General features: G+C 65.8%; 22 protein-coding genes. 21 read left to right on the top strand and 1 reads right to left on the bottom strand.

Annotated features, from left to right (window positions below; genetic code table 11):
- Window positions 1-2: 2 nt before the first annotated feature.
- From ybeY to ACP69S_RS04045, 7 genes are all read left to right on the top strand, one after another.
- Window positions 3-452 carry an rRNA maturation RNase YbeY gene (ybeY, locus tag ACP69S_RS04075; protein WP_425995488.1) on the top strand — a complete coding sequence of 150 codons (450 nt, stop codon included), beginning with the start codon at window positions 3-5 and terminating at the stop codon, window positions 450-452.
- A 12-nt stretch (window positions 453-464) separates the two neighbouring features.
- Entirely contained in the window at window positions 465-1,370 is a 906-nt protein-coding gene (locus ACP69S_RS04070; protein ID WP_425995114.1) for a hemolysin family protein, read from the top strand.
- A complete protein-coding gene (lnt, locus tag ACP69S_RS04065; RefSeq protein WP_425995112.1) occupies window positions 1,367-2,986 on the top strand; it encodes an apolipoprotein N-acyltransferase in 1,620 nt (539 codons plus the stop codon). Before ACP69S_RS04070 ends, lnt begins: the two co-directional genes overlap by 4 nt.
- 2 nt (window positions 2,987-2,988) lie before the next feature.
- Entirely contained in the window at window positions 2,989-3,420 is a 432-nt protein-coding gene (locus tag ACP69S_RS04060) for a helix-turn-helix domain-containing protein (RefSeq protein WP_425995110.1), read from the top strand.
- A 121-nt stretch (window positions 3,421-3,541) separates the two neighbouring features.
- Window positions 3,542-4,765 (top strand): methionine adenosyltransferase, encoded by a 1,224-nt coding sequence (gene metK, locus ACP69S_RS04055; RefSeq protein ID WP_425995108.1) that lies wholly within the window; start codon window positions 3,542-3,544, stop codon window positions 4,763-4,765.
- A 118-nt stretch (window positions 4,766-4,883) separates the two neighbouring features.
- Complete coding sequence (gene trmB / locus ACP69S_RS04050; RefSeq protein ID WP_425995106.1) at window positions 4,884-5,564, top strand: tRNA (guanosine(46)-N7)-methyltransferase TrmB; 681 nt, start codon at window positions 4,884-4,886, stop codon at window positions 5,562-5,564.
- A gap of 61 nt (window positions 5,565-5,625) precedes the next feature.
- Window positions 5,626-6,012: a hypothetical protein gene (locus tag ACP69S_RS04045; protein ID WP_425995104.1), complete on the top strand. Its 387-nt coding sequence runs from the start codon at window positions 5,626-5,628 to the stop codon at window positions 6,010-6,012.
- Window positions 6,013-6,015: 3 nt separating this feature from the next.
- Here ACP69S_RS04045 and ppa read toward each other — a convergent pair whose 3' ends face one another.
- Entirely contained in the window at window positions 6,016-6,549 is a 534-nt protein-coding gene (gene ppa, locus ACP69S_RS04040; RefSeq protein WP_062142568.1) for an inorganic diphosphatase, read from the bottom strand.
- Window positions 6,550-6,834: 285 nt separating this feature from the next.
- Between ppa and rimP the strand changes: the two genes are divergently transcribed.
- From rimP to pnp, 14 genes are all read left to right on the top strand, one after another.
- On the top strand, window positions 6,835-7,491 hold the full coding sequence (rimP, locus tag ACP69S_RS04035) for a ribosome maturation factor RimP (RefSeq protein ID WP_425995100.1): 657 nt from the start codon (window positions 6,835-6,837) through the stop codon (window positions 7,489-7,491).
- 2 nt (window positions 7,492-7,493) lie between these two features.
- Window positions 7,494-9,221 (top strand): transcription termination factor NusA, encoded by a 1,728-nt coding sequence (gene nusA / locus ACP69S_RS04030; protein ID WP_425995098.1) that lies wholly within the window; start codon window positions 7,494-7,496, stop codon window positions 9,219-9,221.
- Window positions 9,222-9,275: 54 nt separating this feature from the next.
- Window positions 9,276-9,992, top strand: a complete 717-nt coding sequence (locus tag ACP69S_RS04025) for an RNA-binding protein (protein WP_425995096.1) — start codon at window positions 9,276-9,278, stop codon at window positions 9,990-9,992.
- 198 nt (window positions 9,993-10,190) lie between these two features.
- A complete protein-coding gene (infB, locus tag ACP69S_RS04020) occupies window positions 10,191-13,295 on the top strand; it encodes a translation initiation factor IF-2 (RefSeq protein WP_425995094.1) in 3,105 nt (1,034 codons plus the stop codon).
- A gap of 142 nt (window positions 13,296-13,437) precedes the next feature.
- The gene (locus ACP69S_RS04015) at window positions 13,438-13,704 is read left to right on the top strand and encodes an AbrB/MazE/SpoVT family DNA-binding domain-containing protein (protein ID WP_425995092.1); all 267 of its coding nucleotides are present in this window, start codon (window positions 13,438-13,440) and stop codon (window positions 13,702-13,704) included.
- A complete protein-coding gene (locus tag ACP69S_RS04010) occupies window positions 13,701-14,114 on the top strand; it encodes a type II toxin-antitoxin system VapC family toxin (RefSeq protein WP_425995091.1) in 414 nt (137 codons plus the stop codon). The genes ACP69S_RS04015 and ACP69S_RS04010 overlap by 4 nt, the downstream gene beginning before the upstream one ends.
- A gap of 46 nt (window positions 14,115-14,160) precedes the next feature.
- Complete coding sequence (locus ACP69S_RS04005; protein ID WP_425995089.1) at window positions 14,161-14,673, top strand: DUF2939 domain-containing protein; 513 nt, start codon at window positions 14,161-14,163, stop codon at window positions 14,671-14,673.
- Between the two features lie 65 nt (window positions 14,674-14,738).
- Window positions 14,739-15,218: a hypothetical protein gene (locus tag ACP69S_RS04000; protein ID WP_425995087.1), complete on the top strand. Its 480-nt coding sequence runs from the start codon at window positions 14,739-14,741 to the stop codon at window positions 15,216-15,218.
- Between the two features lie 62 nt (window positions 15,219-15,280).
- A complete protein-coding gene (locus ACP69S_RS03995) occupies window positions 15,281-16,069 on the top strand; it encodes a dienelactone hydrolase family protein (RefSeq protein ID WP_425995085.1) in 789 nt (262 codons plus the stop codon).
- A gap of 20 nt (window positions 16,070-16,089) precedes the next feature.
- On the top strand, window positions 16,090-16,635 hold the full coding sequence (locus ACP69S_RS03990; RefSeq protein WP_425995083.1) for a GNAT family N-acetyltransferase: 546 nt from the start codon (window positions 16,090-16,092) through the stop codon (window positions 16,633-16,635).
- A gap of 109 nt (window positions 16,636-16,744) precedes the next feature.
- Window positions 16,745-17,257, top strand: a complete 513-nt coding sequence (gene rbfA, locus ACP69S_RS03985; protein WP_425995081.1) for a 30S ribosome-binding factor RbfA — start codon at window positions 16,745-16,747, stop codon at window positions 17,255-17,257.
- A 2-nt stretch (window positions 17,258-17,259) separates the two neighbouring features.
- Window positions 17,260-18,192: a tRNA pseudouridine(55) synthase TruB gene (gene truB / locus ACP69S_RS03980; protein WP_425995079.1), complete on the top strand. Its 933-nt coding sequence runs from the start codon at window positions 17,260-17,262 to the stop codon at window positions 18,190-18,192.
- Window positions 18,193-18,206: 14 nt separating this feature from the next.
- Window positions 18,207-18,476: a 30S ribosomal protein S15 gene (rpsO, locus tag ACP69S_RS03975; protein ID WP_035048944.1), complete on the top strand. Its 270-nt coding sequence runs from the start codon at window positions 18,207-18,209 to the stop codon at window positions 18,474-18,476.
- 304 nt (window positions 18,477-18,780) lie between these two features.
- Window positions 18,781-20,931, top strand: a complete 2,151-nt coding sequence (gene pnp, locus ACP69S_RS03970) for a polyribonucleotide nucleotidyltransferase (RefSeq protein ID WP_425995076.1) — start codon at window positions 18,781-18,783, stop codon at window positions 20,929-20,931.
- Window positions 20,932-20,973: the final 42 nt, after the last annotated feature.

Here is a 20,973-nt window from a genome sequence, read left to right as displayed (position 1 = left end):
ACATCGAGATCGAGGACGAGGCCTGGATCCAGGCCGAGCCCGAGACCGAGGCCCTGGTCTGGCGCGCCGCCCAGGCCGTGCTGGACGCTCATCAGGACATCGAAGGCCAGGGGATCGTCATCCTGCTGGCCGACGACGACAGCGTTCGAGCCCTGAACCGCGACTTTCGCCAGAAGGACTACGCGACCAACGTCCTGTCCTTCCCCTCGCCGCCCAATCCCGAAGGTCAGATCGGCGACATCGCCCTAGCATTTGGGGTCTGCCAGCGCGAAGCGATCGAGCAGGGCAAACCTCTTGCGCATCACTTGCAACATCTTGTGGCGCACGGGGTGTTGCATCTCTTAGGATACGACCACGAAGGTGACGAAGAGGCTGAGTCCATGGAGGCCCTGGAACGCGAGATCCTGGCCACCCTGGATATTCCAGACCCTTACGCCAGTGAGCAGGGGTAGAACTCCAAGGCCATGCCAAGCGACGACTCTAGTCCACAGCCCGCCGGCCCAGCTCGACAGAGCCGGGGCGTGCGGGCGTTTTTTCGCAGGATGCGCAAGCAGTTGTCGGGGTCCGTCGAGGCTGTCCGCCAGCCCGAGCCCGCCCAGGACGGCGCAGTCGACATCGTCGATCAGGCCGAGGCCTTCAAGACCCTCCGCGTCGCCGACGTGATGACGCCGCGCGCCGACATCGTCTCGGTCGAGCTGTCCACCCCCTTCGAAGTCCTGATCGCCCAGTTCACCGAGGCCGAGCACTCGCGGATGCCGATCTATCGCGAGACCCTCGACGATCCTGTGGGCGTGGTCCACGTCAAGGACGTGTTCCGCATGCTGGCCGCTGGCGAGAAGCGCCCGAGCGGCGCCGACGTTGTTCTGCACAAGGTCCGGCGCGAGGCGCTGTATGTGCCCGCCTCGATGCGAGCCGCCGACCTGCTGCTGCGCATGCGCACCAGCCGCATCCACCTGGCCTTGGTCATCGACGAGTTCGGCGGCACCGACGGCCTGGTGACCATGGAAGACCTGATCGAGGCGGTGGTCGGCGACATCGACGACGAACATGACGACGCCACGGTCGCCGGCATCGTCGCCCGGCCCGGCGGGGTCTACGAGGCCGACGCCCGCGCGCCGCTCGAGGAGCTCGAAGCCGCCCTGGGTCGCGAACTGGCGCCGCCCGACATGGAAGAAGACATCGACACGGTCGCGGGTCTGGTCGTGGCCCTGGCCGGCCGGGTGCCGCAGCGGGGCGAGGTGATCGCCCATCCGCACGGCTTCGATCTGGAAGTGGTCGAGGCCGATCCGCGCCGGGTGCGACGGGTGCGCGTGCGGCCGGCCGCCATACCAGGCGCGACCCCTCAACCGGCGGAAGTCGCCGCCTCGTGAACTTCAAGCTCGCGACGCTGTGGCGCGAACGGGTCCTGGCCCTGCTCGCAGGTCTCGCCGCCGCCCTGGCCCATCCGCCGTTTGGCGTCCTGCCGGGCCTGCTCGGCTACGCCCTGCTGCTATGGCTGCTGGACACCCTCGACGGCCCGCGTCGGCTGCGGTCGGCCTTCCTGCGCGGCTGGCTGGCGGGACTGGGCTATTTTGGTCTGGGCACATGGTGGATCGGCGAGGCTTTCATGGTCGATGCCGCCAACCAGGGCTGGATGGCGCCCTTCGCGGTCGCCGCCATGGCGGGAGGGCTCGCCCTGTTCTGGGGCGGGGCGGCGGTGCTCTATCGACTGATCCGGCCAGCCGGCGTGCGCCGGATTTTGCTGTTCGCCGGCGCTTTCGCGGCGCTGGAGTGGGCGCGGGGCCACGTCCTGACCGGCTTTCCCTGGAACCTGCCCGGCGAGACCTGGAAGGCCGGCTCGGCCCCGTCCCAGGCCGCCGCCCTGGTCGGCGCCTATGGCCTGACCTGGATCACCCTGGCCATCGCCGCCGCTCCGGCTGTCTGGCGCGAGGGTCTGGCCGGCCGCAAGGCCATCGCCGCAGCCGCAGCCTTGCTCGCGGCCCTCTACATCAATGGCTGGACGCCGCCGACCGCGCCGACCCCGAAGGCCTCGTCGCCCTCCGTCCGCATCGTTCAGGCCGACATCAAGCAGGAGGCCAAGTGGGACGCTGATCGCTTCGCCCAGGTGGTCCAGGCCTATGTCTCGCTGACCGCCAAACCCCACGAGAACGGCAAGCCGGCCGACATCGTCGTCTGGCCCGAGGGGGCGCTGCCGGCTGCCATCAACGACTATCTGGCCCCGGGAACCTGGGTGCGTCAGGCCATTGTCGACGCCTTGCAGCCGGGTCAGCTCCTTTTGATCGGCGGCTATCGCTACGAGGGCTCGCCCGACAAGCCGGTCTATTACAACAGCCTGATTGCCCTGAAGCGCGGGCCGACCGACATCGAGTTGGTCGGGATCTACGACAAGCACCGACTGGTGCCGTTCGGCGAATATCTGCCGATGGACGCCCTGCTCACCAGGCTGGGCGTCAAGAGCCTGGCCCACCTGGGCGACGGCTTCGCCACGGGGCCCCGCCCGGCCCCTCTGCAGGTCTCGCCGGACCTGATCGTCCAGCCGCTGATCTGTTACGAGAGCCTGTTTCCGGGGTTGGCCAAACCCGACCCCCGTGTCCGTGCTCTGATCAATGTGTCGAACGACGCCTGGTTCGGTGTGACTTCCGGGCCGCTGCAGCACCTGAACCTGGCCAGCTACCGGGCCATCGAAACTGGCGTTCCGATTATCCGCGCGACCCCGACCGGCGTTTCGGCCCTGATCGACGCCAGGGGCAAGATCGTGCGCGGCGAGCGGCTAGGCCTGGGCGAAAGCGGCGTTATAGACGGAATATTGCCCGACATGGGGGCGTCTACACCCTTTGGCCGGCTCGGCGATTTTCCGTTTTTGCTGATGATTTTGATATCGGCTTTGGCGAGCTTTCGCCGGAAAGCGGGCAAGGGCTTTTTAATTATTACCAATCCGTTAGACATAGGGCTGAATAAAAACCGCAATTTCAGCTATCAAGCGTAGGCATGAGCGCTCCTTCCGACCAAGACCGTCACCCCAATCCGATCGACCTTCACGTCGGCGCGCGTATCCGAATGCGTCGCAAGATACTGGGCGTCAGCCAGGAACGACTGGCCGAGGACCTGGGCCTGACCTTTCAGCAGGTGCAGAAGTACGAGCGCGGCGCCAACCGCGTCAGCGCCAGCAAGCTGTACGAGATCGCCCGCAGCCTGCAGTCATCGGTGGCCTATTTCTTCGAGGGCCTGGCCGATCCGACCGACGCCGAGGGCATGGCCGAAACCGGTTCCGAGCAGTTCGTCCACGACTTCCTGATGACCCCCGAGGGTCTGGAACTGGCCAGCCTGTTTCCCAAGATCAATCGCGGCAAGGTGCGTCGCCGGATCCTGGACCTGATCCGCTCGATGGCCGACGACGAAGCGGCGGAAGTCGAAGACTAGCTCTGCTCCGGGTCGCGACGACCAGCGCCGCTTGCCGACATAAACATATCTTTATATGCTGTCCGGCTAGTGGGATGGACGTGTTGTCCATTCCTGCGACTTCTATGGCCGGAGCTGTCCCTTGAGCCGTTCGTCCTACATCTTCACCAGCGAGAGCGTCTCCGAGGGTCATCCCGACAAGGTCGCTGACCGTATCAGCGACACCGTCGTCGATGCCTTCCTGAGCGCCGATCCCGAAGCCCGCGTCGCCTGCGAGACCCTGGTCACCACCAACCGCATCGTGCTGGCCGGGGAAGTCCGGGCCGGAAAGCCCGATGGCGACAAGGCCGCCAACAAGCAGCTGACCAAGGACATCCTGAAATCGCTGGAGCCCAAGGTGCGGGCCGCGATCAAGGACATCGGCTACGAGCAGAAGGGCTTCCACTGGGAGAAGGCCAAGTTCGCCAACTACCTGCACGGCCAGTCGGCGCACATCGCCCAGGGCGTCGACGCCAGCGACAAGAAGGACGAAGGCGCCGGCGACCAGGGCATCATGTTCGGCTATGCCAGCACCGAGACCCCGGAGCTGATGCCGGCCACCCTGCAATACAGCCACAACATCCTGAGCCACTTGGCCAAGCTGCGTCACAGCGGCGAGCTGTCGGCGCTGGAGCCGGACGCCAAGAGCCAGGTGACCCTGGAATATGACGGCGAGGGCAAGCCTGTCCGCGTCGTCTCCATCGTGGTCAGCCACCAGCACAAGAAGAAGATCGACGGCAAGGCCGCGACCTCCAAGCGCGTGCTGGACCTGATCAAACCGCACATCCTGCCGATCTTCCCCGAAGGCCTGATCACCAAGAAGACCCAGTGGCTGGTCAATCCGACCGGCCGTTTTGAGATCGGCGGCCCGGACGGCGACGCCGGCGTCACCGGTCGCAAGATCATCGTCGACACCTACGGCGGCGCGGCCCCGCACGGCGGCGGCGCGTTCTCGGGCAAGGATCCGACCAAGGTCGATCGCTCGGCCGCCTATGCCTGCCGGTACCTCGCCAAGAACGTCGTGGCCGCCGGCCTGGCCGACCGCTGCACCATCCAGATCGCCTACGCCATTGGTGTGGCCAAGCCGGTCTCGTTCCACGTCGATTTGCACGGCACGGGCAAGGTCGATCCGACCGTGCTGGAGAAGCTGCTGCCCGAGCTGATCGGCGGCGCCACCCCGCGCTCGATCCGCGAGCACCTGCAGCTGAACAAGCCGATCTATGCCCGCACCGCCGCCTACGGCCACTTCGGCCGCACGCCGGACAATGAGGGCGGCTTCTCGTGGGAGAAGACCGACCTGACCAGCGAGCTGAAGGGCTTGGCGTAAGAAAATCCTGTCATCCCGCACGGCCGAAGGCCGATCCGGACCACGGCAAGCGTCGGCGCTTCCTGCGGTCCCGGCTCGACGCTTCGCTTTGGCCGGGATGACAGCTAATACGGCCGCCATGACCTCCGCTCCCATTCCCCACGGGCCACTGCGCTCGTTCGGCCGTATCAAGGCGCGGCCGGTGAAGCCGCGCCAACAGGCCCTGCTCGACACGCTGTTGCCGCAGATCGCCGTGCCCGACGCGGCCTTCGAGCCCCGCGACCTGATGCCCGCGGCGACCGAAGCCTGGCTGGAGATCGGCTTTGGCGGTGGCGAGCACATGGCCGCCCAGGCCGGCCGTCATCCGCACGCCCTGATCATCGGGGCCGAGCCCTTCGTCAACGGCGTGGCCAGCGCGGTCCGCCATATCGAGGAGCAGGACCTCAAGAACGTCCGCATCCACGAGGGCGACGCCCGAGATGTGCTGGGCTGGCTGCCCGACGCCTGTCTGACGCGGGTTTTCATCATGTTCCCCGATCCTTGGCACAAGGCGCGGCACAACAAGCGTCGCCTGATCCAGCCGGCGGTGGTCACGGAGCTCGCCCGTGTGCTGAAGAGCGGCGGCTGTCTGCGTTTCGCCACCGACTGGGCCGACTATGCCGAATGGACCATCGAGCGGATGCTGGCCGATCCGGCCTTCCGCTTCGAAAGCGAGACCGCCGACCGCAACGTCCCGCCGGCCGACCATGTGACCACGCGCTACGAGGAAAAGAAGCTGGGCGACTGCGCGCCGGTGTTCCTGGATTTCGGGCGCGTCTGATCCGCCGCGTTTTCTGTTAAGCTTGCCACCAGCCCGCGTCATGACGGGTGGGGAGGCGACCATGTCCTGGATTATCGAGCACTATCAGCTGGTTCTGGTGGTCAGCGGACTGCTGACCTTGACCATGCTGCAATTTGTCTTCGCCCCGACGCGCTCGCAGCGCTCGACCTATGGCGAGGCCCTGGAAGGGCCGCTTGCCGATGTGGTGGTGCGGGGCTGGGGTCTGCTGATCGGGCTGACCGGCGGCATGCTGGTCTGGGCGGCGTTTCATCCCGAGACCCGCGAGCTGGCCGTCGGTGTCGCCGTGATCAGCAAGGTCTTCTATCTGGGATCGTTGGTCGCCAAGGGCGGCCGTTTCATCAAGGGTTTCGCCGGCGTGACCGTGCTGATCGACGCCGTGATGATCGTCCTGCTCGCAGCCGGCCAGATGGCCGGCCACGCAGGCTAGTTCCTAATAGTTATCGTCGTGGCGTTTAATCGCCGCGCGGATGATGTCGGCGGTTTCTTCCAGATCGGCCCAGCCGGTGATTTTGGTCGACTTGCCTTTTTCCAGATCCTTGTAGTGCTGGAAGAAGTGGGCGATCTGCTCGGTGAGGATCACCGGCAGGTCGCGCCAGCTGTTCACGCCCGTATAGAAGGGGTGCAGCTTGTCGACCGGCACGGCCAGGATTTTTTCGTCCGAACCGGCTTCGTCGACCATCATCAGGGTGCCGATCGGACGGCAGCGGATGATCGCGCCCGGAACGACCGGGGTCGGGCCCACCACCATGATGTCGGCGGGATCGCCGTCATCGGCCAGGGTGTGCGGGATGAAGCCGTAATTGGCCGGATAGAACATCGCCGTATGCAAGAAGCGGTCGACCATCAGGGCGCCGCTGGCCTTGTCGATCTCGTACTTAACCGGCTCGCCGCCCTGCGGGATCTCGATGACGGCATTGAGGTCGTAGGGCGGGTTCACGCCCGTGGCGATCTTGGAGAGGTCCATTATGACTCTTCTGTGGAATGGGCTCCGCGGGGAGGCGGGCCTGCGCGGGCGGATGTATAGGCTACAAGTGTTGCGGTGCGAAAGAGGCCCCGCATGACGGCGGTTCCAGGGGTTGTCGCCGTGGTCTTTGAGGGGCTTCCAACCGTTCGCCTATCGCGCTATACAGCTCACACATCGTCCGTCAGCGCTGAGTGCGCTTTCGAGCGGCGGCCCGAAAGGCTGCCGCTTTTTCTTTGGCTGTTTGGCGTCAGCGCCTTTTAGCCCTGTTCTGAGTTGAGAAATCTGTTGCGCGGCAAGACGCAGGAAGACCGTGATCTGATCGAAATTCTCGATCCCGTAGCCGAAACCGTTGGCTTCGAGATCGTCCGCCTGCGCCTGATGGGCGGGGCGGAGACGCGTCGCCTGCAGATCATGGCCGAGCGTCCGATGCAGCCCGATGGCTCGGGCGGCGATATGAATGTCGAGGATTGCGCCAAGCTGTCGCGCGCCGTGTCCGAGATCCTGGACGCCGCGGATCCGATCAGCGGCGAATACACCCTGGAAGTCTCCAGCCCCGGCGTGGATCGCCCGCTGACGCGACTGAAGGATTTCGACGACTATTCCGGCCTTGAGGTGCGCATCGAGCTCGATCGCGTCGCCGAGGGCCGCAAGCGTTTCAAGGGCGAACTGGCCGGGGTCGAAGATGGCCAGGTCGGTTTGAACATTGAGGGCGAGGACGACACCACCGTCTATTTCCCGTTCGAATGGCTGGTCGACGCCAAGCTGGTGCTGACCGATCAGCTGATGAAGCGGGGCGCCGCCCAGCGCGCCGCCCGCGTCGGAGCCGAAGGTGAAGACGCCAACGAGGATGACGTCGGAGCCCAAGGCGAAGACGTGGACTCCGAAGATTTCGGCGACGACGCCGAAGAGGACATTGACCTGTCCGAAAGTGAAGAGGACTGACCATGGCCATCGGCATTTCCGCCAACCGGCTCGAGCTGCTGCAGATCGCTGACGCGGTCGCGCGCGAAAAAGGCATCGAGAAGGAAGTCGTCATCGAGGCGATCGAGGACGCCCTGCAGAAGGCGGCTCGCGCCCGTTACGGCGCCGAGCACGACATCCGGGTGAAGATCGACACCAAGACCGGTGAGACCTCGCAAAAGCGGATCATCACCGTGGTCGGCGACGACCAGGAGATCGAGGGCGAGATCGGCCAGGTCCAGCTGTCGATCGCCAAGCGCACGTGGCGCGACGCCGAAATCGGCAAGGTTTATGAAGAAGACCTGCCGCCGTTCGAGATCGGCCGCGTCCAGACCCAGATGGCCCGTCAGGTCGTCATGCATAAGGTCCGCGAGGCCGAACGCGAGCGCCAGTACGACGAGTACAAGGATCGCGCCGGCGAGATCATCAACGGCAGCGTCAAGCGCGTCGAATACGGCAATGTCATCGTCGATCTGGGCCGCGGCGAAGGCATCATGCGCCGCGACCAGTCGATCCCGCGCGAGAACTTCAACGTCGGCGACCGCATCCGCGCCTACATCTACGACGTCCGCCGCGAGACCAAGGGTCCGCAGATCATGCTGTCGCGCGCCCACGGCGGCTTCATGGCCAAGCTGTTCGCGCAGGAAGTGCCGGAAGTCTATGACGGCGTCATCGAGATCCGCGCCGTGGCCCGCGACCCGGGTTCGCGCGCCAAGATGGCCGTGATCTCCAACGACGGCAGCATCGACCCCGTCGGCGCCTGCGTCGGCATGCGCGGTTCGCGCGTGCAGGCGGTGGTGGCCGAGCTGCAGGGCGAGAAGATCGACATCATCCAGTGGTCCGAGGACGAGGCGACCTTCATCGTCAACGCCCTGGCCCCGGCCGAGGTCTCCAAGGTCGTCATGGACGAGGAAGACGAGCGCGTCGAAGTCGTGGTGCCCGACGAGCAACTGTCGCTGGCCATCGGCCGCCGCGGCCAGAACGTCCGCCTGGCCTCGCAGCTGACCGGCTGGCAGATCGACATCATGACGGAAAGCCAGGAGAGCGAGCGCCGTCAGAAGCAGTTCACCGAAACCACGGCCCTGTTCCAGGAAGCCCTGGACGTCGACGAGGTCATCGCCCAGCTGCTGGTCACCGAAGGCTTCGCTGCGGTGGAAGACGTCGCCTATGTCGAGCCGCATGAAATCGCGGCCATCGAAGGCTTTGACGACGAGACCGCCGACGAACTGCAGACCCGCGCCCGCGAATTCCTCGACAAGGAAGCCGCCGCCCTGGACGCCAAGCGCGTCGAACTGGGCGTCGAGGACTCTGTGCTGGAAATCGAAGGCGTCACCCTGCCCATGGCTGTGGCCCTGGGCGAAGGCGATGTGAAGACCGTCGAGGACCTGGCCGGTCTGGTGCCAGACGACATGCGTGGCTGGTTCGAAACCAAGGACGGCGCCCGCGTGCGCGAACCGGGCATCCTGGAAAGCTTCAACCTGTCGCCCGAAGACGCCGAAGCGCTGATCATGCGCGCCCGGATCGTCATGGGCTGGGTCGAGGCCCCGCCGGAGCCAGAATACGAAGAGCCCGTCTATGAAGAGGGCGAGTTCGTCGAGGGCGAGGCCGGGACGGAAGTCGAGGCTGAAGCCGAGGTCGAAGCTGAAGCTGAAGCTGAAGCTGAAGCTGAAGCTGAATCGCCGGCCGAAGTCGCCGAAGACAAGCAGGACTAAGAAAGCTTCGGCCCTTCCGGATCGCCGGGAGGGCCGAGGTCGTTCAAGAGACGCATGGATCAAGACCCCGCCGATACTGCCGTTGAGCTGGACGTTCCCGTCGATCCCAACGCGCCCCAAACCGGGCCCCAAACTGGGCCGAAGACCCATGCCGAGGCCTTTCGCCTTCGCAAGGATGTCGTTCTGGGCGAGGCGACCGACGAGGCCAAGCTGATCCGTTTCGTCGAAGGTCCGGGCGGCGTCGTGGTTCCAGACCTGGCGCGCAAGCTGCCGGGACGCGGGATCTGGGTCGGGGCTGACCGCGCCTCCGTGACGCTGGCGGCCAAAAAGGGTCTGTTCTCGCGCTCCGCCAAGACCAAGCTGAGCGCGCCGGCCGATCTAGCCGATCAGGTCGAGGCCTTGCTGGCCAAGCGGGTTCTTGACGGTCTGGGTCTTGCGCGGCGAGCCGGAAACATTATCTCGGGCTTCGAAAAGGTCGCCGCCGCGCTGAATTCCGGCAAGACGGCCTGGCTGATCGAGGCGTCCGACGGCGCCGACGACGGTCGCCGAAAGATGCTCACCGCCGTCTACAAGGCCCCGAACAGCCCGCGAATTCTGGGGATGTTCACATCCGACGAATTGGGTTTGGCCTTGGGCGGGGAGAATGTGATACACACAGCGCTTCTTGCCGGGCGTGGCACTGATCGCTGGACTTTGGACGTCGAGCGGTTATCAGGCTTTCGCCCACTACTCCCCCCGACCTGGTCGGCGAGTTGGCGCGAGGAGCCCTAGTGTCTTTCCATCCGACCGGCGCGTCCGGCTGGACGGTAAGGCTCTAGAATCTTTTAGGGGGCTCGACCCGATGGGGTCGAGCTTGTGAGTTTAGGGTCTGGAAACGAGCCTTCTTCGTGAAGGTACGTCCGGGCCCCTTTCTCATATGGAACGAACGGTTTTTGGCTGGGTGATCCCGGCGGAAGTACAAGCGAGCGCATGAGCGACGAGAACGATAACGGTCGGCCCGGCACCCCAGGTGGGCGCGCGCCCATTACACTGAAGCCCCGCCAGGGCTCGGTGAGCGCCGGCGTGGTGAAGCAAAGCTTCAGCCACGGCCGCACCAAGACGGTAGTGGTCGAAACCAAGCGGACACGTCCGCACGCCGCGCCTGCCGGTAACCTGGCCGCGCCGTCCTCGGCCGAGCGCCGCCACACCAACGAACCACGTCAGTCCCAGTCTTCGGGCGGCGGCGGCAGTTCGGCAGGGGGCCTCTCGCAAGACGAGATGCGCGCCCGCCAACGCGCCATCGAAGCGGCTCGCGAGAACCAGGATCGTCAGGCGACGCAGCGCGCCGCCGACGAGGCGGGCGCCCGCGCCGCTGAAGCCGCCACGCGCGAGGCAGCGGCCAAGGCCGCAGCGGCTGCAAAGGCCGCCGCGGAACCAGCGCCGGCCCCAGCGCCCGCGCCAACCCCGGCTCCCGCTCCGGTCGCCGCCGCACCTGTGGCTCCGGCGCCGGTCGCTCAGGCTCCTGTGCCTGCCGCGCCCGTTGCGCCCCCGGCTCCTGTTGTGCCTCCGGTCGCTGCAGCTCCAGCCGCGCCGCGCGCCGAGGCTCCGCGTCCTGCGGCGGCCTCGCCCAACCAGACCCGGACCTACGAGCCCAGCCGCGAACGTCGCGACGACCGCACGTCGACCACCACCTATCGTCCGCCGGCCGGCGAGCGCCCGCCTCAGGGTGATCGTCCGCAGGCCGATCGGCCGTTCAATCAGCGCGCTCCGCGTCCGGACGGCCCCTACAATCAGCGCACGCCGCGTCCCGATGCGGCCGCGCCGCGTGGTCCGCGTCCGGAAGGCGCCGGCGGTTTCCGCCCCGACCGTCCGCAGGGCGACCGTCCACAGGGTGACCGCCCGCAAGGCGACCGTCCGCAGGGTGATCGTCCGACCCAGACCGTCCGCTATTCGGCCCTGGCTCCGCGCCCAGCTCCCGGCGCTCGCCCGGGTCCCGGCGGTCCGCCGCGCGGCCCGCGTCCCGGCGCCCCGGCAGCCGCTCCGGCGACCCCGGAAGTCCAGCGCGCCATGCGCTCGGCTCCGCGTCCCGGCGGCGAAGTCAGCCGTCGTCCCGAGGACGATGATGATCGCCGCAAGGCCGCCGCCCCCGGCAAGGCAGTGTCGCGCGCCAAGGGCGCTCCGGTGCGCCGCGAAGGCCGCCTGACCATCCAGACCGTGGCCGGCGATGGAGACTCCGCCGACCGCATGCGCTCACTGGCCTCGGTTCGCCGGGCCCGTGAACGCGAAAAGGAAAAGCGCCGTGGCGGTCCCGCCGAGGTTGTGAAGGTCGCCCGCGAAGTGGTTATTCCCGACGTCATCACCGTGCAGGAGCTGTCCAACCGGATGGCTGTCCGCGGTGTCGAGATCATCAAGTTCCTGATGCGTCAGGGCGTGATGCTCAAGGTCAACGACATCATCGACAACGACACCGCCGAACTGGTGGCGACCGAATTTGGTCACACCGTCCGCCGCGTGTCGGAAGCCGACGTCGAAGAAGGCTTCATCGGCGCCGAGGACATCGACGATCACCTGGAGTCGCGGCCCCCGGTGGTCACGGTCATGGGTCACGTCGACCACGGCAAGACCAGCCTGCTCGACGCGCTGCGCAAAGCCGATGTGGCCGGCGGCGAACATGGCGGCATCACCCAGCACATCGGCGCCTATCAGGTGCGTCTGGAAAATGGCGAGAAGGTCACCTTCCTCGACACCCCGGGCCACGCCGCCTTCTCGCAAATGCGGGCTCGCGGCGCCAACATCACCGACCTGGTGATCCTGGTGGTGGCCGGCGACGACGGCGTCATGCCGCAGACCATCGAGGCCATCAAGCACGCCCGCGCCGCGGAAGTGCCGATGATCGTGGCCGTCAACAAGATGGACAAGCCGGGCTCGGATCCGACCCGGGTGATCAACGAACTGCTGCAACACGAGATCGTTGTCGAAAGCCTGGGCGGCGAAACCCAGATCGTCGAAGTTTCGGCCAAGACCGGCCAGGGCCTGGACGAACTGATCGAACGCATCCTGCTGCAGGCCGAAGTTCTCGACCTGAAGGCCAACCCCGACCGCACCGCCGACGGCGTGGTGATCGAGGCCAAGCTCGACAAGGGTCGCGGCGCGGTCTCCACCGTGCTGGTCAAGCGCGGCACGCTGAAGCGCGGCGACATCGTCGTGGCCGGCAGCCAGTTTGGCCGGGTTCGCGCCCTGCTCAACGAGCGTAACGAGCAACTGAACGACGTGGGTCCCTCGACTCCGGTCGAGATCCTAGGCCTGGACGGCGTGCCGTCACCCGGCGACCCCTTCGCGGTCGTCGAGAACGAAGCCCGGGCTCGCGAGCTGACCGAGTACCGCATCCGCCTGAAGCGCGAGAAATCGATGCATCCGGTCGGCGCGGGCGCCACCAGCATGGCCGACATGATGGCCAAGCTGCAGGACAAGAAGTACCGCGAGCTGCCGCTGGTCATCAAAGCCGACGTGCAGGGCTCGGCCGAAGCGATCATCGGATCGCTGGACGCCATGTCGACCGACGAGGTTCGCGCGCGGATCATCCTGTCGGGCGCCGGGGCGATCAGCGAAAGCGACGTCATGCTGGCCAAGGGCGCCGGCGCGCCGCTCATCGGCTTCAACGTCCGGGCTTCCGCCCAGGCGCGGGCGCTGGCCGAGCGCGAGGGTGTCGAGATCCGCTACTACGCGATCATCTACGACCTGCTGGACGACATCAAAGGCGTGCTCTCGGGCATGCTCGCGCCGATCCAGCGCGAAACCTTCCTGGGCAACGCCGAAGTGCTGCAAGCCTTCGACATCTCCAAGGTCGGCAAGGTCGCTGGCTGTAGGGTCACCGAAGGCGTGGTCCGCAAGGGCGCCAAGGTCCGGATCATCCGCAACGACATCGTCGTTCTGGAACTGGGCACCCTGCAGACCCTCAAGCGCTTCAAGGACGAGGTCCCCGAGGTCCCGTCTGGCCAGGAGTGCGGCATGATGTTCGCCGGCTTCCAGGACATCAAGGTCGGCGACACCATCGAGTGCTTCACCGTCGAAGAGATCAAGCGCCAGCTCGACTAGGCGTTCGATCGAAACTCAGCTTAAAGGAAAGGCGCGGGCGCAAGCTCGCGCCTTTCCTGCTTTGGGAGATCGCGGATGGACGCGCGTATCGACTTTCTCAACGGGATATGCCAGCATATTCCCTGCTGAGTGGAGCGATGCTATGACCAAGGTCACCGTGGGAACCTGGGGCAAGAGCCTCGCCGTCCGCGTGCCGCAGGACATGGCGCGTCTGGCGGGTCTCGTCGATGGCGAGCAGGTCGAGATCGAGGTCAAGGATGGCGACATCCTGATCCGTCGGTCGGACGCCAAGGCGGAGGCCCGGGCAGAGGCCTTGGCGGCGATGGAGCGTATTGTCGAGCGTAGTAAGGGCTTTACGCTTGGCGACGTAACGCTGCGCGAACTGATCGACGAGGGTCGCCGCGGGTGACTTTGGTCCTTGACGCCTCACTGACGATCGCAGCGCTTCTCAAGGACGAGCGCACCCAAGCCGCTCAGGAAATTCTACATCGCGTATCCGACGTAGGTGGGTGGGTTCCATCGTTGTGGCGGCTTGAGGTCGCCAATGTCCTGCGCAATGCGGTCAGGCGGGGCCGTTGCGATCAAGCCTTCACCGATGCGACGTTGAAAGACTTGGCGGGATTCCCGATTACCGTAGATGCGGAAACCGACAGTCAGGCATGGGGCGCGACCTTGAACCTTTCGCGCGCTGAAAGTCTCACCCTCTACGACGCCGCCTACCTCGAGCTGGCGATCCGGCTGGGCGCGACGCTGGCGTCTTGCGACAAGGATCTGGCCGCCGCCGCGCGCCGCAACGGTCTCGAGGTTCTCACCGCCTAAACCCGTCGGACTGGAATTCGCCCGATTCCGGCGCTACGCCTTTAACATGCGTATCAAAGCCCTCCTCGCCCTAACCGTCGCGACGCTCTCGCTGAGCGCCTGCGCTACCGCCGACCGCTATGACGCGGCGGGCGACGTCCATGCCCTGCTAACGGCGATCCGCGACAGGGATCGGGCCGCCTTCGACGCGCGCGTCGACCGCCGGGCGCTGAAATACGAGATCGAGACGCGGTTGCTCGAAGAAGCCCGGCATCGCAAGGCTGACAATGCTCTGATGGCCGCCGTCGCCGTATTGGCCGGGCCGGCCGCCGACATCGCGGGCGAGGCTCTGATCCGGCCGGAAACCTTCCGCGCGGCGGCCAGCTATTACGGCTACACACCCGACCGGCCGCTGCCTGGACGCGTCGTCATCGCCAGCGCCCTGCGGCCGGCCGGCGACGGGCGGGTGTGCGCCGCCAAGATGAACGGCCCCTGCATGCTGACCTTCACCCGGGACGGCTCGGTCTGGCGGCTGAGCGGTTTCGACCCCGAAGCGGCGAACCTGCACTTCAAGCGATGAGGCTGGCGTTACCAATCGTTTTGGCGGCCTGCGCTCTGGCCACAACCGCCCACGCCGAGAAGCGGATGTTCTCCTACGACCCGATCTCGGCGGACGCCAAGCGGCTGACGGGGGCGGGTCTGACCGTGCTGTTCGACCAGGGCTTGATGGGCGCCAGACCCATCAAGGTGCTGGCCACCGGCGTCCCGGCCCAGGGCCTGCTGATCAAGGGCAAGGATCGCGATCTCGGGCCCAAGGGCTTGGCCGGGCTCAAGGGCGTCGACGCCGACGCGGCGCTGTACGAGATCGATCCCAAGGCCGAACAGGGCAGGGTCTATATCCGCGCCTTCTGCCCGGGGGCGACGCGCCTGTGGCTGAGCTTCAGCCGCATCGCCCTGCGCCGCGACTTGCGCATCCAGGCCCTGGGCGATGATCTGAAGGCGCCGGGCCGGGCCCGGGTGTGCGGCACACTGGACTTCTCCTGGCGCGGCGAGTGGAAGCTGCCAGACGGGCGCCGGCCAGACCCGATGGAAGACTGGACCGACAACCTGAACGGTGTTCGCTAGACGTCTTGTCGTCTGGCGAGATCACGGCCAAGCTCTCGCTCGTAGCAAGGGGCGAGACCAGAATGACCAGCGCGCTGGACGGCTTCACGCGGTTCGAGTTCGACGACGGCCGCTGGACGCGGGAGGTCTGGCGGATCGGGACTGGTCCCGCTGTCATCGTCATGCATGAAATCCCAGGCCTGCATCCCGGCGTCCTGGACTTCGCTCGCGACGTGGCCGCCGCCGGCATGACCGTGTTCTGTCCCAGCCTGTTTGGCGAGCCGGCCAAGCCGGTCAGCACCGGTTACGCCCTTCGCGTCATCGGCAAGATCCTGTGCGTGCGCCGCGAGTTCAACGCCTGGGCCACCGACCGCTCCAGTCCCATTGTTGACTGGCTGCGAGCCTTGGCCCGGCAGGTCCACAAGGAATGCGGCGGCAAGGGCGTGGGCGCCGTGGGCATGTGTTTCACCGGCGGTTTCGCCCTGGCGATGATGACCGAGCCGTCGGTGGTAGCCCCGGTGCTGTCGCAGCCTTCGCTGCCGCTGGGCAAGAAGGGCAGGGCGTCGCTGGGCTGCTCTGATGTCGAGATCGCCTGCGCCCGCACCCGGTTCGAGACCGAGGACCTGTCGATGCTGGCCCTGCGGTTCTCTTCCGACAAGCTGGTCCCCGACGAACGGTTCGAGACGCTGAAGCGCGAGTTCGGAGACCGGGTGGAGACGGTGGAACTGGCCGACTCCGACGCGGCGCCAAATCCGGCCATGGCGCCGCATTCGGTCTTGACCCTGCATCTGGACCGTTCCGACCCGTTGGGCGCGACCATGCAGACGCGGGACAGGGTCATCGCGTTCTTCAAGGCTCGGACCGAGGCCTAGGGCTTGGTGCGGGAGCTGGCATGACCAAACCCGCTTTCGTCGTGCCGATTCTGATTTCCGAACGTCTGATCCTGGAGCCTTTGTCCTTCGATCATGCTGCGGGCATGTTCTCGATGTGGCGGCAGCCGGCGGTCTGTCGCTTTTCGGGCGTGACGAATGATTTCGAGGGCCGCCCGATCAGATTGCCGGCTGAAAGTTCGGCTGACAGCGACAGGATCATCGACTTCTTCGTGCGACATCAGGCGGAGGGAACAGGTTTCCGGTGGGCGCTGATCACCCGCGCGGAGAGGCGGTTTGCTGGAACCGTGGGCTTCAACAGCCTGGGTCGCTGTTCGGAATTTGCCTACCATCTCAGTCCCGATTTCTGGGGGCGAGGCTTGATGAGCGAAGCTTCGCGTGTCGCCCTCGACTGGCTGCTGGATCACGAGGGTTTCGCTGAGGCGGACGCTTTCATCGATCCGCGCAATCAGGCCTCGGTCAAGCTCGCCACGAGTCTGGGCTTCCGGTTTTCGGGCCTGACTATCGAGGGCGACGCACGCTACGTCCTCGCGGTATCGTCCGGCTAGAGCGCTTGGACTGGACTTTCCCGCCTCACGCGCCTAGACACCGCGCCTTGATTTTCTCCCCGCGCTCCGGTGTTCGATCCGCCGGCCGGGCCTTAAGGACCTTCGCGCCATGAAGCGCCATGACGACAAGACTCCCAAGCCTGTTTCGACGGGTCCGTCGCAGCGCCAGCTGCGCGCCGGCGAGCTGATCCGCCACGCCCTGGTCGAGATCCTGCGCCATGAGGATCTGCAGGACCCCGCCCTGATCAATATCTCGGTGACCGTCACCGAGGTGCGGATGACGCCGGACCTGCGCCACGCCGTCTGTTTCGTCGAGCCCCTTGGCGCCGGCATCGCGCCCCGGATCGAGCGCGAGGCCTCCTCGCCGTCTCGGATCGCCGTCGAGCTGGGCAGCCCTGAAGTGGTGGTCGCGGGCCTCAACCGCGTGGCCAAGTTCCTGCGCGGCCGCCTGGGCAAGACCATCGACATGAAGTTCACGCCGGACCTGAAGTTCATCCACGACGAGAGCTTCAACTCGGCCGCCTATATGAACCGCCTGTTCGACAATCCGGTGGTGCAGCAGGATCTGCGCAGCCTGTCCGATGTGGTCGGCGAGGATGACCAAGCAGACCGGAAAGACTAGTCGTGGCGCGCCGCAAGAAGGGCGACGCCGTCTCGGGCTGGCTGTGCCTGGACAAGCCCTACGACCTGACCTCGACCAGCGCCGTGACCCGCGTGCGCCGGGCGTTCAATGCCCAGAAGGCGGGCCATGCCGGCACGCTGGATCCTCTGGCCACCGGCATCCTGCCGATCGCCCTGGGCGAGGCGACCAAGACGGTTCCGTTCCTGGTCGACGCCGACAAGGCCTATCGCTTCACCATCCAGTGGGGCCGCAACACCACCACCCTGGACCGCGAGGGCGAGACGACGGGCACGTCCGACCTGCGTCCGACCCGCGACGAGGTCGAGGCTGTGCTCTCGGAGTTCGTCGGCGAGGTCGACCAGATCCCGCCCAACTATTCGGCCATCAAGGTCGACGGCGAGCGCGCCTATGACCTGGCCCGCGAGGGGGTCGAGTTCGAGCTCGCGACGCGCAAGGTGAACATCCACGCTCTCCGCGTGCTTGAGACGCCTGACGTCGATCATGTCGTGCTGGAGATGGAATGCGGCAAGGGCACCTATGTCCGCGCCGTGGTCCGGGATCTCGCGGCCCGGCTCGGAACCTGCGGTCACGTCGATCAGCTGCGCCGGACGCGGGTGGGGCGGTTCACCGAGGATGCGGCGATATCGCTGGAAACTCTCGAGAATTTGAGCTATGAGGCCCGCCTGTCGGAGGCATTGCTTCCGGTCGAGACCGCGCTGGACGACATCCCGGCGCTGGCCGTGACCGATGAAGACGCCTTCCGGCTTGCGCAAGGACGCGCCATCGTTCTGCTCCCAAGGCAGGTTGAAACGCTGAAAGCCGAGCTCACGCCCGGTGATCGAACCGTTTCGGCCATGGTGGGAGAGAGGTTGGTGGCCTTGTGCGAGATGCGCGCCGGACGGCTCAATCCGGTGCGGGTCTTTCAACTCACCTGAGCGGAGACACACCGATGTCGATCACTGCCGAGCGCAAGACCGCTCTTATCGCCGAACACGCCCGCACCGAGGGTGACACCGGCAGCGCCGAAGTCCAGGTCGCGATCCTCTCCGAGCGCATCGCTAACCTGACCGAGCACTTCAAGACCCACAAGAAGGACAACCACAGCCGTCGTGGTCTGTTGATGATGGTTTCCCAGCGTCGCAGCCTCCTCGACCACCTGAAGAAGTCCGATGCTGGTCGTTACACGACCCTCATCGAAAAGCTGGGTCTGCGCCGCTAGTTTTGGCGCAGTCGGCCGCTTCGCTCACGCGGGGCGGCCGAACGCTTTTATGGAGCGTGACAGTCGAAAGTGGATCCCGGTTTCGACGCCCGTCACGCGACAATGTTTTATGGCTCACGTTTCAAGACAGGCCGAAACGAGAGTTGCTGCGGATCCGCCTCATGCGGGTCCGACCACGTAAGCCGGAGATCAAGATCCCCGGACGCCTGTCGAACTGGATGAGGAATACTCGGGACCGCCATTCGGCCGCCCGCCCCTGTCCGTCCTGAAGGAAATGGGTCCTTCGGAACCGAAAGAAGCAAATATGTTCGAAATCATGCGCAAGACGATCGAGTGGGGCGGCAAGACGCTGGTCCTCGAAACCGGTCGCATCGCCCGTCAGGCTGACGGCGCCGTTCTGGCCACCATGGGCGAAACCGTCGTCCTGGCCACTGCCGTGTTCGCCAAGAAAGCCAAGCCCGGCCAGGACTTCTTCCCCCTGACCGTCAACTACATCGAGAAGACCTACGCCGCCGGCAAGATCCCGGGCGGCTTCTTCAAGCGCGAAGGTCGTCCGTCGGAAAAGGAAACTCTGGTTTCCCGCCTGATCGACCGTCCGATCCGCCCCCTGTTCGTCAAGGGCTTCAAGAACGAAGTCCAGGTCGTCTGCACCGTGCTGCAGCATGACCTTGAGAACGATCCCGACATCGTCGCCATGGTCGCCGCATCGGCCGCCCTGGTGATCTCCGGCGCCCCGTTCATGGGCCCGATCGGCGGCGCCCGCGTGGGTTACGTCAACGGTGAGTACATCCTCAACCCGACGCTCGAAGAGCTGAAGGAAAGCAAGATGGACCTGGTCGTGGCCGGCACCGCCGACGCCGTGATGATGGTCGAGTCCGAAATCCAGGAACTGTCTGAAGAGATCGTCCTGGGCGGCGTCAGCTTCGCCCACAAGGGCATGCAGGCCGTGATCAACGGCATCATCGAACTGGCCGAACACGCCGCCAAGGAGCCCTTCGACTTCCAGCCGGAAGACACCGACGCCCTGAAGGCTGAAGTGAAGAAGGCCGTCGGCAAGGATCTGGCCGAAGCCTACACCATCCGCGCCAAGGGCGACCGCGTCTCGGCGCTGTCGGCCGCCAAGGCCAAGGCCACGGAAAAGTTCGCCAAGAGCGACACCAATCCGGCCGGCATCGACCCGCTGAAGCTGGGTTCGGTGTTCAAGGAACTGGAAGCCGACATCGTTCGTCGCTCCATCCTCGACACCGGCATCCGCATCGACGGCCGCACCGTCGACAAGGTCCGTCCGATCCTGGGTGAAGTCGGCATCCTGCCGCGCACCCACGGCTCGGCCCTGTTCACGCGCGGCGAAACCCAAGCCATCGTGGTCGCCACCCTGGGCACCGGCGACGACGAGCAGTTCATCGACGCGCTGGAAGGCACCTACAAGGAAGCCTTCCTGCTGCACTACAACTTCCCTCCCTTCTCGGTCGGCGAGACCGGTCGGATGGGCAGCCCCGGCCGCCGCGAAATCGGCCACGGCAAGCTGGCCTGGCGCGCCCTGCGCCCGATGCTGCCGGCCAAGGAAGACTTCCCCTACACCATCCGCCTGGTCTCCGAGATCACCGAGAGCAACGGCTCGTCCTCGATGGCCACGGTCTGCGGCGCCTCGCTGGCCATGATGGACGCGGGCGTTCCGCTGGTCCGTCCGGTCTCGGGCATCGCCATGGGCCTGATCCTCGAAAAGGACGGCTTCGCCGTCCTGTCCGACATCCTGGGCGACGAGGATCACCTCGGCGACATGGACTTCAAGGTGGCTGGCACCAGCCAGGGTCTCACCTCGCTGCAGATGGACATCAAGATCGCCGGCATCACCGAAGAGATCATGAAGCAAGCGCTGGCCCAAGCTAAGGGCGGCCGCGAGCACATCCTCGACGAGATGAACAAGGCGATGGATGCGCCTCGTGAAGAAGTCGGCGACTACGCGCCGAAGATCGAAACCATCACCATCCCGACCGACAAGATCCGGGAAGTGATCGGCACCGGCGGCAAGGTGATCCGCGAGATCGTCGCCACCACCGGCGCCAAGGTCGACATCAACGACGAAGGCACGGTCAAGGTCTCGGCCTCGGACGGCGCCAAGATCAAGGCCGCGATCGACTGGATCAAGTCGATCACGCAAGAAGCTGAAGTCGGCGCGATCTATGACGGCAAGGTCGTCAAGGTCGTCGATTTCGGCGCCTTCGTGAACTTCTTCGGCGCCAAGGACGGCCTCGTCCACGTCAGCCAGATCAGCAACGAACGCGTCGCCAAGCCGTCGGACGTGCTGAAGGAAGGCCAGATCGTCAAAGTGAAGCTTCTCGGCTTCGACGATCGCGGCAAGACCAAGCTGTCGATGAAGGTTGTCGACCAGGAAACCGGCGAGGACCTGTCCAAGAAGATGGAAGTCAGCCCGGAAGACGCCGTCAGCACCTGAGGGTGATGCGGTCCTTCTGAGGACGGATCAGCAGGCGGGCGG

Source organism: Caulobacter sp. DWR1-3-2b1, from assembly GCF_049895765.1.
GTDB lineage: Bacteria > Pseudomonadota > Alphaproteobacteria > Caulobacterales > Caulobacteraceae > Caulobacter.
The sequence above is the reverse complement of the archived record's forward strand: the minus strand, read 5'-3'. Positions and strand labels throughout refer to the sequence as shown.